This window comes from Lentibacillus jeotgali (assembly GCF_000224785.1).
GTDB classification, from domain to species: domain Bacteria; phylum Bacillota; class Bacilli; order Bacillales; family Amphibacillaceae; genus Lentibacillus; species Lentibacillus jeotgali.
The window spans coordinates 1-14033 of the sequence record NZ_AGAV01000015.1 but is presented as its reverse complement, the minus strand read 5'-3'; the positions used below and the strand labels follow the sequence as shown (position 1 = coordinate 14033).

Sequence of the window (14033 nt, the reverse complement as noted above, 5' to 3'; positions counted from 1 at the left end):
ACTTCGGGGGTCTTCAGCATATAGGGCTTCCCGTCTTTGAACGGCTGTCATCCGTCCTCCCACGTATATAGCCCAGCATTTATGGTGATGATGGTAGTGGATACAAGGGAGGTATTTTCGGTGAAAAAAGGAACATTAAAACAGATTTTGTTAATCACGGATGGCTGCTCAAACAAAGGTGAAGACCCGACGGTGACAGCTGCACTCTGCCGGGAACAGGGGATAACTGTCAATGTCATCGGGATTCTTGATGATGATCAGACTGAAGAACCTGAAGGGCTGCAGGAAGTGGAAGATATTGCGTTGTCAGGTGGCGGCATCAGTCAGCTAGTTTATAAACAGGCGCTTTCTCAAACTGTTCAAACCGTTACAAAACAGGCAATGACCCAGACATTGCAGGGCTTTGTCAATCAGGAGCTGAAACAAATTCTTGGAGACAACCAGAGTCTGGAAGAGATTGAACCGGAAAAACGGGGCGAAATTATGGAAGTTGTTGAAGATATGGGCGAGACGTGTGATCTGGAAGTGCTTGTACTGACAGATACGAGCGCAAGCATGCATGATAAACTTCCAACCGTTAAAGAAGCGCTGCTTGATTTGTCAATCAGCCTGAACGCCCGCATTGGGCGCAACCGGTTTTGTATTTTCAATTTTCCCGGTAAACGTAAAGCCATTGAAAATGTATTGGATTGGTCTCCTAAGCTTGATTCAATTTCCACGATCTTCCCAAAATTGACAAGCGGTGGCATCACTCCAACCGGTCCGGCAATCAAGGAGGCGATGTATCAATTTGGCAAGAAAGGTTTATTAAAAAAATTGAGGGATGAAGATGGACCAGGCGTGGAAGAAGCAGGGCATTAATCTAAAACCGGGTACGGTTATTCATGGAAAATGGCATCAGAATCGGTATGTCATAAAACGAAAGATTGGCCAGGGTGCAATCGGAACAGTATATTTATGTGATTGCAACGGCCAATATGGCGCTTTAAAAATCAGTAAAAATGCCACATCCATGACGGTTGAAGTAAATGTTCTGAAATCGCTGGAGAAGGTCCAAGGCAATTGTCTTGGACCTTCTCTGCTGGATGTTGATGACTGGGAAATGTCCCCTAATAGCAAGTGTTCATTTTATGTGATGGAATACTTGCAGGGAGAGCCGATAACCCGTTTCATTAGCAGGCACGGCCATGAATGGACGCCTATATTCATGCTGCAATTACTCGATGATCTGGAACACTTGCATCAGGCCGGCTGGGTGTTCGGAGATTTTAAGTCCGAAAATCTTATCGTGATCCCGCATCCACCGACTGTCCGCTGGATCGATGTCGGCGGTACAACACAAATTGGCAGGGCAATCAAGGAATATACGGAATTCTATGACCGCGGCTATTGGGGGCTTGGCTCAAGAAAGGCTGAACCAAGCTATGATTTATTTGCATTGGTGATGGTGTTTTTAAATATATATTACCCAAAGCGGTTTGAAAAAGGAGCAAATCCCAAAGCAACCCTTTTGAAGAAATTGAATGATGTCCGGCAGTTGCGTGGATACAAGGAGTGTTTAAAAAAAGCACTACTCGGCGGCTATCAGTCGAGTGCTGACATGCGACGTGATCTAATGAATACGATCAATGCAGCAGAACACCGAAAAAGACCAAAACGCCGGTCCAGATACGCGAATGGCGCAAGGGCCCCGCTTGCAGAGGGCAGCGGGATTATTCTGGCTGCTCTGTTTTACTACCTTTCATCACTGATGTTGCCATAGTTTCCAGAGACATCCTAATGCTTTGTCACGTGATGAAACTATGATAGAATAAAAGAGAAAATAAAAGTGGTTGTTCTAAAAGGAGTCTTTCGTGATTGGAAGGAATGGGATGGATAACACAGTTCGCGCATTTATTAAACGCTACCAACTGGTAAACAAACATTCAACGGTTTTGATTGCTGTCTCGGGCGGCCCGGATTCCATGGCATTACTTCATTTTTTTTGGAGTGTTCGGGAAGAATGGAATTTACGTGTAATTGCCGTATCTGTCGACCACCAGCTCCGGGGGGGGGAGTCGCTTGAGGATCTTGAGTATGTCAAAGAGCTTTGCCGGGGACGGAACATTGAATTTATTGGGACATCGCTGGATGTACCGGCCTATAAACAGGAAAGGCAAATGGGGACACAGATTGCAGCAAGGGAATTGCGCTATCAATTTTTCGCTGAACAGATGCGTCTGTATGATGCGGACTGTCTTGCACTCGGGCACCACGGTGACGATCAGGTAGAGACGGTGCTAATGGGGCTGGTTCATTCAGCCAGTGTAAAGTCATTAGCTGGCATGCCACTTGAGCGGAATTTTGCATCCGGAAAGATTATCCGGCCTTTTTTATGTGTAACAAAAGAATCCATCGAACATTATTGCAGAGAGCATGCCATTACACCAAGAAGGGATCCTTCAAACGACGACATAACATATACACGAAATTACTACCGTAACAAAGTACTTCCATTATTAAAAAATAAGAATCAGAATCTGCATCGGACCATCCAACATTTAAGTCGCTCACTGCAGGAAGATGAAAAATTTCTGGGACATGAAGCTGAACAGATGGCAGAAGAGATGGTTATATTTGATGAACAGAAAATCGCAGTGCATTTTAACACTCAGACCTTTCTTTCTTATCCGCAATCTTTACAAAGGCGAGTCTTTCATCTAATATTGAACTATCTATACAGTAATCTGCCGGAAAAAATGTCATATGTACATGAAGAACAGTTTTTTAAAATGCTTAATGCGAGTCATGGCAATATGCGGATTGATTTCCCCAATCGTTTGAAACTGGAAAGATCCTATCAAAGTACGTCCTTTTACTTCGAGAACGAACAGACCCAATCTTTCTCCTATCATATGCTGGTCGAACTTCCCGGTGAAACGGTGCTGCCCGACGGGGGTGTTATGTCGGCGGAAATGACCGGCATTCCTCGCATGAAAGATGGAATGGTTTATGTATGTGATAAGGAAGCAGTCGCCCTGCCTTTACATATCAGGACACGAAAGCCGGGGGATCGCCTGCGGTGGAAAGGTCTGAACGGTAGCAAAAAGGTCAAAGATATTTTTATTGATGCAAAAATTCCATTAAATGAAAGGGATACATGGCCGGTTATAACTGATAATAATGATACCGTCCTGTGGCTTGCCGGTTTAAAAAAAGGAACACCTTTGACGCAAACCGACAGCGGAATGTACATTCAATTAAGTTTTAAGCCCAGTAACGCATAAAATAGGAGGAGCAGCATGCACAACGATATTGAAAAGATATTGATCACGAAAGAGGAAATCGCCGCAAAGTGCGCGGAAATTGGTGAACAGCTGACAAAGGAATACGATGGAAAATTCCCTCTGGCCATCGGTGTTCTGAAGGGAGCTATGCCATTCATGTCTGACATATTGCGCCATATTCATACATATCTGGAAATGGATTTTATGGATGTCTCCAGCTACGGCGGCAAAATGCGTTCATCTGGTGAAGTGAAGATTGAAAAGGATTTGGATACAAAGGTTGAAGGCCGTGACTTATTAATTATCGAGGATATCATTGACAGTGGTTTAACACTCAGTTATCTGGTTGATTTATTCAAGTACCGCAGGGCAAATTCCATTAAAATCGTAACACTGCTTGATAAACCATCCGGACGCACGTCACATATCAAAGCGGATACTGTTGGATTTGAAGTGCCGAATGAATTTGTTGTCGGTTATGGTCTTGATTATGAGGAACGGTACCGAAACCTGCCATATATCGGTGTGCTGAAACCGGAGATATATGGCGGAGAAGAATCGTGACCTGTCAGTTAATGAACTTATTATTTTAGTGATAAAATATCAGAACTCACGGTAAACTGATTAAAGAAATTGTAAGCACAATTAGTTGTATCGCTACTTTTTTATATGGTAGTATTGTTTGTAGTTTTCCCGCTTGGAGGAGGTAAGGAATGAACCGGATATTTAGAAATGTTATATTCTACCTGCTTATATTCCTGGTCGTCATAGGCGTCATAGGAGTATTTAATGGCCAAAATGATCAAAGAGAACAATATAATTATCAGGAATTCATGAGTGCATTAGAAGAAGGACAAATTGCGGAAATGACCATGCAGCCGGCTAACGGTATCGTGCGTATTACCGGTGAAATGGGAGAAGGCGAACAATTTGTCGCCCAAGTTCCGGATACGAATACTGTTGTTTCAAATATAACACAGCAGGCTCGTGAACAAAGCCAGCTCAGTGTAGCAGAAGAGGAACAACCAAGCGGCTGGGTAACCTTTCTGACAACAATTATTCCATTTCTTATATTAGGACTGTTTTTCTTCTTTATTCTTAGTCAGGCTCAAGGCGGCGGTGGCGGCCGTGTCATGAACTTCGGCAAAAGTAAAGCTAAAATGGTCAGTGATGATAAGAAAAAAGTTCGTTTCAAGGATGTTGCCGGGGCGGATGAAGAAAAGCAGGAACTCGTCGAAGTTGTTGACTTTCTAAAGGATCCCCGCAAGTTCTCGTCAGTCGGTGCAAAAATCCCTAAAGGGGTGCTGCTCGTAGGCCCGCCGGGGACAGGTAAAACATTGCTTGCCCGTGCTGTAGCAGGAGAAGCAGGCACACCGTTCTTCTCCATTAGTGGCTCGGACTTCGTGGAAATGTTCGTAGGTGTTGGTGCATCACGTGTACGTGACTTATTTGAAAATGCCAAGAAAAACTCACCGTGCATCATCTTTATCGATGAAATCGATGCTGTCGGCCGACAGCGTGGCGCAGGGCTTGGCGGCGGCCATGATGAGCGTGAGCAAACCTTGAACCAACTGCTCGTTGAAATGGATGGGTTTGGTATCAATGAAGGCATTATCATTATAGCCGCAACAAACCGTCCGGATATTCTTGACCCGGCACTTCTGCGTCCGGGACGTTTTGACCGACAGATCACGGTTAACCGTCCGGATGTCAAAGGCCGTGAAGAAGTATTGAAAGTGCACGCACGGAATAAACCATTTGATGATACGATCGATCTCAATACGATTGCGAGACGCACACCGGGATTTTCGGGTGCCGATCTGGAGAACCTGCTGAATGAAGCGGCGCTTGTTGCTGCGCGCTTCGATAAAGATAAGATCGGCATGGAAGATGTGGATGAAGCCATTGATCGGGTTATTGTCGGCCCTGCCAAGAAGAGTAAGGTTATTTCCAAGAAGGAACGCGACATTGTTGCCCACCATGAAAGTGGGCATACAATCATCGGTCTTGTGCTGGAGAATGCGGATGAAGTGCACAAAGTGACGATTGTGCCGCGCGGTCAGGCAGGCGGTTATGCTATCCAGTTGCCAAAAGAAGACCGGGCCTTCATTACCAAACCAGAGCTATTTGATAAGATTACCGGATTACTGGGCGGCCGGGTTGCTGAGGAAGTGATGTTCGGCGAAGTGAGTACAGGCGCACATAATGACTTTCAGCAGGCAACCAATATTGTACGCAAGATGATTACGGAATATGGTATGAGTGATAAAATTGGTCCGCTGCAGTTTACAAGCGGCGGCGGAGAAGTATTCCTTGGCCGTGACATCCAAAACGATCAAAATTACAGTGATACGATTGCATATGAGATCGACAAAGAAATGCAAAACTTTATCAATTACTGCTATGACCGTGCCAAGAGGATTCTTACCGAGAACAAAGATAAGCTTGAATTGATGGCTCAAACATTGCTTGATGTTGAAACGCTGGACAGAAAACAGCTCAAGACATTGTTTGAAGAGGGCTTTCTCCCTGAACCTGATAAGAGTGAAGGAAATTCCACTTCAGAGAGCGATGACAATAATGATGATGTGAAAGTGAATATTCAGTCCAAAGATGGCGACGAACCTGAGCCGAAAACGTATGAAGAAGCCAAAAGCCGGGCTGAAAAAGAGCATGAAGAGAAAAGGAAAGAACAAAACGAAGAACAAAGTGACGATCACGATTCATCCTCTGACTCGGAAGATAAAAAAGAATAAGACAGAATTTGTTAGCCTCTCATGAAAGTGAGAGGCTGATTTTTTCTCTTAGACTGTTTTAACCCACATATGACGGGCAACAACATGCCAAACTACGACAGATAACTGTCCATAAAAGCCCGATTCGGCTCAACTAACATTCAGCAGAGAAAAGCACTCTGCTGAATGAAGTTTCGCTTTATGATATAGTAAAAGGATAGAAAAGGTATACAGGAAGGTTTGGTAATCAATGCTTTTTGTGCTCGATGCAGGTAATACAAACACGGTTATGGGTGTTTTTAGGGACGATACATTAATCCATGAATGGCGCATTAAAACGGATCGTCATAAAACGGAGGATGAATACGCAGTTCTTGTTAAATCATTACTGGAACATGAAAATCTCTCCTTCACTGATGTCACCGGGGTGATTATTTCGTCTGTTGTACCGCCGATCATGTTTTCGCTGGAAAAAATGTGCACCAAATATTTTCACCTTGAACCCCTCGTGATCGGTAAGGAGTCAGTGCATTCATATTTAAAAATGGCGTATCCAAATCCAAAAGAAATCGGGGCTGATCGTATTGTGAACGCAGTCGGTGCCATCGATGAATATGGAGCCCCGCTGATTATTATTGATTTTGGAACGGCAACGACCTTTTGTTATATTAATCATGAAAAAGCTTACCACGGCGGATTGATTGCACCGGGGATTCTGATATCCATGGAGGCACTTAACAGTAAAGCGTCAAAGTTGCCGAAAATTGAATTGCAAGCACCGGAAAATGTGATCGGCCGTACAACGGAAGATGCGATGCAATCCGGAGTGTTTTATGGCTACGTTGCACAGGTTGACGGGATTGTGTACCGGGTGAAGCAGGAAATGGGAACAGAACCGACCGTTATTGCTACCGGGGGACTTGCATCTTTGTTTACAGAAGCCTCTGAAGCGATTGATTATGCCGATAAATATTTGACGTTAAAAGGGCTTTATCTGATTTACAAGCAAAATACGCAAGCGGCAGATTTTTAACTGAGAATTTAAAGGAGATGTCCATATCACATGAAAGATTATATTTTAAAAGCGACGGCATATGACGGGAAAGTCCGCGCATACGCCATCAGTTCGACAAATACGGTTGAAGAAGCAAGAAGGCGCCAGGATACGTGGGCAACTGCTTCAGCCGCTCTGGGCCGGACAATTACCGTCAGTGCAATGATGGGAGCGATGCTGAAAGGTGATGATTCGCTTACGGTAAAGTTTGAAGGAACCGGTCCGATTGGTGCAATCATTGCTGACAGTGATGCAACGGGGGATGTACGTGGTTACGTGTCAAATCCGCATGTCGATTTTGATTTGAATGAACAAGGCAAGTTGGATGTGGCACAAGCGGTTGGTACAGAAGGGAATCTCAGTGTCGTTAAAGATTTGGGTTTAAAGGAACACTTTACAGGTCAGGTTCCGATTGTATCCGGCGAGATTGGCGACGATTTTACCTACTACTTCGCCAATTCTGAACAGGTGCCTTCTGCTGTCGGGGCCGGGGTGTTAGTTAATCCTGATCACAGCATATCGGCATCTGGCGGCTTTATCGTCCAAGTGATGCCTGGTGCTGATGAAGAGGTGATCGCCCGTCTGGAGGAACAAATCCAGAACTTTCCGGCCATTTCGTCCTTGATTAGGGAAGGTAATTCGCCGGAACAAATTCTTGAAAGGCTTTTTGGAAATGAAGAAATAACGATTCATGGACGACTGCCTGTCCGTTTTCAATGTAAGTGTTCCAAAGAACGCGTTGAACAGGCAGTTATGGGTCTCGGCAGTGAAGAAATTCAGAGCATGATAGATGAGGACCACGGGGCAGAAGCAACATGCCATTTCTGTAATGAAGTCTACCGTTTGTCTGAACAGGAGCTGGAAGAACTGAAAGAGCGTATTTAAAGTGGTTGTTCAAAAAGTCCATGTTATACTCCTTTTTGACACGCTTTTAAACTATCCCTTTATTAAACGACTGAAGCGGAAAGGAGCAGCCGATGAATAGGAAACTTCTCTGGGGTATTATTACGGTGTTGCTTGTAACAAACATTGCGACCCTCATGTTGTGGAATCAGGATGAAACGATACCGATTGATCATCATAACAATCAAATCAATCAGAGAGAACCGGTTGCTTCTGCAGGTGATGAAACAATTTCGTTTGATGAATGGATGCTTACATTACGTGAAGAGCACGGGAAAGAGCAGCTGAAGATCATGATGAACCGGCAGGTGGTGCAGCAGCTGGCTGAAGAACACAATGTTACCGTTGATGATAAAGTCATTACCCGGGAAATAGCACAGCTAACGACAATGCAGGGTGTTATGACCGAGGAAGAAACAAATAATAAAGAAGAGCGATGGCGGCATGATATTAAACATCGCTATCAATTGGAAGCCCTCTTGACGGCTGATAGAGATATACCTGACCAAAAAGTCAAAACGTATTATGAAGATTATAAGGAGCAATATAATTTTAAAGCCTCAACTCAAGTTTCCCATATTGTAATACCGGATATGAATACCGCGGACAGAGTGATAAGCGAACTTGAGAACGGCGCATCATTCGATTTACTCGCACAAGAATATTCAATAGATGAAGAAACGAAGAATAATGGCGGATACTTGGGTTTTTTGGTCAATACCAGCCAATTTTGGCCTGACGGTTATCTTGATAAAGTTAAGAATATGGAAGAACGCACATTCAGTGAACCCTTTGAGACACAAAACGGGGTGGCAATTATCTATCTTCATCGCAAGCTTCCTTCCATTACATTTGATTATGATGAGATAAAACCGTATGTGGAGCGGGAATTGGCATTGAATCAAATGGACCAGTCTTTGTCAGCTGAATCATTATGGGATGAATTGAAAACAGACTGGATTTACAGTGAGTAACATTTCAATTTAAAATGATTGACATTTTTTCAATTTAAACGTACATTAAATATAAATCCTATAAAAATACTTGGAATTGGGAGGAGTTAAGATGAGAGTTGCTGATAATATAACTGGCCTGATTGGGGAAACACCGGTTGTAAAGTTAAACCGTTCAGTTGAAAAGGATAGTGCCGATGTTTATTTGAAACTAGAATTCATGAACCCTGGCAGTTCCGTAAAAGACCGGATTGCATTGTCGATGATTGAAGCTGCTGAAAAAGAAGGCGAACTAAATGAGGGTGACACGATTATTGAACCAACCAGCGGCAACACCGGTATTGGTCTGGCCATGGTTGCTGCTGCAAAAGGATATAAGGCAATCCTGGTTATGCCTGATACGATGAGTAAGGAACGCCGTAATTTATTGCGCGCATACGGTGCTGAATTGGTGCTGACCCCTGGGGCGGATGCTATGAAAGGCGCGATTAAGAAAGCTGAGGAACTGCAGCAAGAGCATGGCTATTTTATGCCACAGCAGTTTAACAATGAAGCCAACACGGAAGTGCATGCCCGTACAACTGGTCAGGAAATTGTCAAGCAGATGGACGACGGGCTTGATGCGTTTGTTTCCGGTATTGGAACCGGCGGAACGATCACTGGCGCTGGCAAAGTTCTGAAAGATCATTTTAAAGACGTCAAACTGTATGCTGTTGAACCGGATGATTCTGCTGTCCTTTCCGGAGATTCACCGGGGCCACATAAAATTCAGGGGCTTGGCGCAGGATTTGTGCCTAAGATCCTGGATACGGAACTTTATGATGATACCATCCGTATTTCGAACGATGAAGCTTTCCAAACATCCCGGGAGGTTGCCAGACAGGAAGGTATCCTGGGCGGTATTTCGGCCGGGGCAGCCGTAGCCGCGGCGAAGAAGGTTGCGGAACAATTGGGCAAAGGTAAAAAAGTACTTGCGGTCATCCCGGACAATGGTGAGCGCTACCTCTCCACACCGCTCTACCAATATGACGAAGAATAATTGCTTGAATCAAGGATTGGCACCGGATACTCTGGTGCTAGTCCTTTTTTTAATGGTGTGATACGATATGAATAATGCTTGAGATGAGACTTTCATTACAGATTTGAAAGAAGGTACAGTATGAGATTAACAACTGATTCTAGGACGTTTCAATTGGATGAACGAACTCATGTTATGGGAATACTGAACGTCACACCTGATTCATTTTCGGATGGCGGTAGTTATACCACAGTTGAACGCGCGGTTAATCAGGCTATCTTAATGGAGGAACAGGGCGCCGACATGATTGATATAGGTGGTGAATCCACCCGGCCGGACCATGAGCCCGTTTCGCAGGATGAGGAAATCGCGCGAGTTTTGCCGGTGATCCGGGCAGTAAAGGAAAACATAACGATCCCGATTTCTGTCGACACGTATAAAGCTGAAACGGCAAGGCAGGCTGTTAAAGCGGGTGCTGAGATTATCAATGATGTCTGGGGTTCAAAGCGAGAACCTGACATAGCAGGTGTTGCTGCTGATTATAACGTTCCGATTATCCTGATGCATAATCGAACTAATAGAAATTATAGCTCATTAATCCCTGATATGAAACAGGATTTGCATGAAAGCATCGATATTGCGCTTAATGCAGGTGTCTTGCCGGATAATATCGTGCTCGATCCCGGGGTCGGGTTCGCCAAAACGTCGGCTGACAATCTGACGGTGATTAACCAGCTGGAGAAATTTCATGATTTGGGATACCCTATACTGCTCGGGGCATCACGGAAATCTTTTATCGGCAAAATTCTGGATGTACCGGCTGCAGAGCGTGATAATGGAACGGGTGCCACAACGTGTCTGGGAATCACGAAGGGTGTTCAGGTCGTTCGGGTTCATAATGTGAAATTACATGCCGAATTGGCAAAAATGATGGATACAATGCTCGGTAAGCGAGGAGTTGAGAACCTTGGATAAAATATTGCTTAATCAAATGGAATTCTACGGATATCATGGCTTATTTCCGGAAGAAAACACACTTGGACAGCGGTTTTATGTCGATGTCGAACTGATGCTTGATTTAAAAACATCAAGCCGTTCGGATGATATGAATGATTCCATTGATTATGGCGAGATTTATAACGTCGTCAAAAATATTATGGAAGGTAAGCCAAAAAAGCTGGTGGAGGCAATCGCCGAAGACATTGCGGATGAATTGTTCCGCTCTTTTAATTTGCTTGAGTCGTGTAAGCTAAAAGTCATCAAACCCGACCCGCCGATACCAGGTCATTATCAGTCAGTTGCCGTACAAATTTTCCGGGAGCGTAACGCATGAAGAATATTTATCTGGCCTTAGGGTCCAATATCGAACCGCGGGAGAAATACCTTACTAGAGCACTGGAAGCATTGAACGCTCATCGGCAGATTACCATTATTAAAAAGTCATCTATATATCAGACAGACCCCGTCGGTTATACAGATCAAGCTGAGTTTTTAAATATGGTAATTGAATTGGATACTTCCCTTTTGCCGATGGAATTGTTGGATGTTTGTCAGGCAATTGAAAAGCAATTGGGCAGAAGAAGAGAAATCCGCTTTGGCCCGCGTACAATCGACCTTGACATTTTAATGTATAATCAGGAAAATAGAGAAACAGAACGATTAATCCTTCCGCATCCACGTATGCTTGAGCGGGCATTTGTGCTAATTCCGCTCGGTGAAATTGCTCCGGAACTGACGATCACGGCAGTAGGTCACAAGCGTGCAGCGGATTATATAAAAGCACTTCCTGAAAGCGACATAAAGGATGTACGACAATGGACAGAGAGAGATTAGGAAGAAGAATAAAAGCATTCCGCAAATTAAAGGGGTATACGCAGGCAGGTCTGGCAAAGCAATTAAATATGCCTATTATTAATCTTGGTGATGTCGAACGGGGGAGCCAGCAAGCTTCAGATGAATTGCTGCAGCAAATAGCTGACCAATTACGTGTATCAAGAGGTGAATTGCAGGGTAAAAAGCCTCCGAACAAGAAGGAGGAATAGCCAAAGCCTCAAATCCGGCGTAAAATCAGCGATACGGAAACCCGCGAAAATCTCGTTGACATACTTTATTCATTTGCAGAAGAACCGGAAGCTAAAAGCAAGTCCTCCTGATTTATAAATCTTGGCGTATGCCATGGAAATCGAGATACTTATTACTGAAAGCCAGGTTCCTTCAAAAACATGGAGCCGGTCGTATAAAATGGAGTGATAAATGTGACAGAGGAATTAAATGATCATATGCGGGCAAGGCGCGAAAAACTTGAATTTTATCATGAAAAAGGCGTCCACCCGTTCGGCGGGAAATTTAACCGGACTCATTATGCGGCTGATTTGGCCAGCATATATGATCAGTTTTCCAAGGAAGAATTGGAAGAAAAGGACGATGAAGTGACAATTGCCGGCCGGATTATGACAAAGCGCGGCAAAGGAAAGGCAGGATTTGCCCACGTTCAGGACCTGAGCGGCCAAATCCAAATTTATGTGCGGAAAGATATGATTGGTGAAGATGCCTATGAGGTTTTTCAGTCGGCCGATATGGGAGACATCGTTGGCGTAACGGGGCTTATGTTCAGGACAAAAGTGGGGGAACTGTCAGTGAAAGCTGTGAAGTTCACCTTGCTAACCAAGTCATTGCGGCCACTGCCCGAAAAATATCACGGGCTGAAAGATATTGAGCAGCGCTATCGTCAACGTTATCTGGATTTAATCACCAATCCAGACAGTAAAGAAACATTCATTCTGCGAAGTAAAATCATTCAGTCAATGCGGCGTTACCTTGATGGACAAGGTTTTCTGGAAGTAGAAACGCCTATGATGCATGGTATTCCTGGAGGGGCAGCAGCACGTCCATTTGAAACATACCATAATGCTCTGGAAATTCCATTATATATGCGAATAGCAATTGAATTGCATTTGAAACGACTGATCGTCGGCGGTATGGAGAAAGTGTATGAAATCGGGCGTGTTTTCCGGAATGAAGGTGTGTCCACCCGGCACAATCCTGAGTTTACCATGATGGAACTGTATGAAGCCTATGCTGATTTCCATGACGTCATGACACTTACCGAGAATCTTATTTCTCATATTGCCAATGAAGTGCTTGGCACTATGACGATACATTATGATGACGAGGAAATAAATCTGGAGCCGGAATGGCGGCGGATGCATATTGTTGATGCTGTCAAAGAGTATACCGGTGTTGACTTCTGGCCTAAGATGAGTAACGAACAAGCACTTAAGCTAGCTAAAGAAAACGGCATTGCGGTTGACGAAAGTATGACGTATGGTCACATTCTTAATGAATTTTTCGAGCAAAAGGTTGAAGAATCCCTTGTTCAGCCGACGTTCATTTACGGTCATCCGGTGGAAATTTCGCCACTGGCCAAGCGAAATGACAAGGACGCCAGGTTCACTGATCGATTCGAATTGTTCGTAGTCGGCCGTGAGCATGCGAACGCTTTTAGTGAATTAAATGATCCAATCGATCAGCGTGAACGTTTTGAAGTTCAAGTAAAAGAACGGAATGCCGGAAATGATGAGGCACACTTAATGGATGAAGACTTTCTGGAAGCATTGGAATACGGCATGCCGCCAACGGGTGGACTTGGAATTGGAATAGACCGGCTGGTAATGCTGTTAACTAACTCCCCGTCCATCCGGGATGTGCTACTGTTTCCGCAAATGCGCAATAAATAATTCCATATAAAGGGATTATTTGCGGGCAAGTGCTGATTACCTGCATATAATCAATGTTGCCGCTGTGTACTACAGGCCCCCGCGTGCGCTTTGGTTTAAATCAAAGCGCACGCGGGGATCGATTTAACTGAAGAGTGGAAAGTAATAGGGTCATTTTAATTTGGATGAAATACCCAGTTATTTTTTGTTTAATTTGCTATTGATCCAGGGAATAAAACATGATACATTATTAATCGTTGCAAAAACAGACGCAACATCAAATACATCTAAACAAGAAAAAATAAAAAAAGCTGTTGACTTTAACTCTATTAGATGGTATATTAATTAAGTCGCTGTCGAAAGGCGGCAACGCAAAATTTGCTCCTTG

14 protein-coding genes are annotated in these 14033 nt (G+C 44.1%); all 14 read left to right on the top strand.

Going from position 1 to position 14033, the window contains the following annotated elements; genetic code table 11:
* The first annotated feature begins 120 nt into the window (after window positions 1-120).
* The 14 genes from ON01_RS11545 (at window position 121) to lysS (ending at window position 13666) form a co-directional block, all read left to right on the top strand.
* Window positions 121-861, top strand: a complete 741-nt coding sequence (locus tag ON01_RS11545) for a VWA domain-containing protein (protein WP_010531204.1) — start codon at window positions 121-123, stop codon at window positions 859-861.
* Window positions 830-1762 carry a protein kinase domain-containing protein gene (locus ON01_RS11540; RefSeq protein WP_010531203.1) on the top strand — a complete coding sequence of 311 codons (933 nt, stop codon included), beginning with the start codon at window positions 830-832 and terminating at the stop codon, window positions 1760-1762. Before ON01_RS11545 ends, ON01_RS11540 begins: the two co-directional genes overlap by 32 nt.
* A gap of 109 nt (window positions 1763-1871) precedes the next feature.
* A complete protein-coding gene (tilS, locus tag ON01_RS11535) occupies window positions 1872-3266 on the top strand; it encodes a tRNA lysidine(34) synthetase TilS (protein WP_040912513.1) in 1395 nt (464 codons plus the stop codon).
* 15 nt (window positions 3267-3281) lie between these two features.
* Complete coding sequence (gene hpt, locus ON01_RS11530; protein WP_010531201.1) at window positions 3282-3830, top strand: hypoxanthine phosphoribosyltransferase; 549 nt, start codon at window positions 3282-3284, stop codon at window positions 3828-3830.
* A gap of 149 nt (window positions 3831-3979) precedes the next feature.
* A complete protein-coding gene (gene ftsH, locus ON01_RS11525; protein ID WP_010531200.1) occupies window positions 3980-6022 on the top strand; it encodes an ATP-dependent zinc metalloprotease FtsH in 2043 nt (680 codons plus the stop codon).
* A gap of 229 nt (window positions 6023-6251) precedes the next feature.
* Window positions 6252-7034: a type III pantothenate kinase gene (locus ON01_RS11520; RefSeq protein ID WP_010531199.1), complete on the top strand. Its 783-nt coding sequence runs from the start codon at window positions 6252-6254 to the stop codon at window positions 7032-7034.
* A 30-nt stretch (window positions 7035-7064) separates the two neighbouring features.
* Window positions 7065-7940, top strand: a complete 876-nt coding sequence (gene hslO, locus ON01_RS11515) for an Hsp33 family molecular chaperone HslO (protein ID WP_010531198.1) — start codon at window positions 7065-7067, stop codon at window positions 7938-7940.
* 92 nt (window positions 7941-8032) lie between these two features.
* A complete protein-coding gene (locus tag ON01_RS11510) occupies window positions 8033-8932 on the top strand; it encodes a peptidylprolyl isomerase (RefSeq protein WP_010531197.1) in 900 nt (299 codons plus the stop codon).
* A gap of 91 nt (window positions 8933-9023) precedes the next feature.
* A complete protein-coding gene (cysK, locus tag ON01_RS11505; RefSeq protein WP_010531196.1) occupies window positions 9024-9950 on the top strand; it encodes a cysteine synthase A in 927 nt (308 codons plus the stop codon).
* A 120-nt stretch (window positions 9951-10070) separates the two neighbouring features.
* Window positions 10071-10904 (top strand): dihydropteroate synthase, encoded by an 834-nt coding sequence (folP, locus tag ON01_RS11500; protein ID WP_010531195.1) that lies wholly within the window; start codon window positions 10071-10073, stop codon window positions 10902-10904.
* On the top strand, window positions 10897-11262 hold the full coding sequence (gene folB, locus ON01_RS11495; RefSeq protein ID WP_010531194.1) for a dihydroneopterin aldolase: 366 nt from the start codon (window positions 10897-10899) through the stop codon (window positions 11260-11262). The genes folP and folB overlap by 8 nt, the downstream gene beginning before the upstream one ends.
* Window positions 11259-11762 (top strand): 2-amino-4-hydroxy-6-hydroxymethyldihydropteridine diphosphokinase, encoded by a 504-nt coding sequence (gene folK / locus ON01_RS11490; RefSeq protein ID WP_010531193.1) that lies wholly within the window; start codon window positions 11259-11261, stop codon window positions 11760-11762. Before folB ends, folK begins: the two co-directional genes overlap by 4 nt.
* A complete protein-coding gene (locus tag ON01_RS11485; protein WP_010531192.1) occupies window positions 11744-11971 on the top strand; it encodes a helix-turn-helix domain-containing protein in 228 nt (75 codons plus the stop codon). Before folK ends, ON01_RS11485 begins: the two co-directional genes overlap by 19 nt.
* 213 nt (window positions 11972-12184) lie before the next feature.
* Complete coding sequence (lysS, locus tag ON01_RS11480) at window positions 12185-13666, top strand: lysine--tRNA ligase (protein WP_010531191.1); 1482 nt, start codon at window positions 12185-12187, stop codon at window positions 13664-13666.
* Window positions 13667-14033 lie beyond the last annotated feature (367 nt).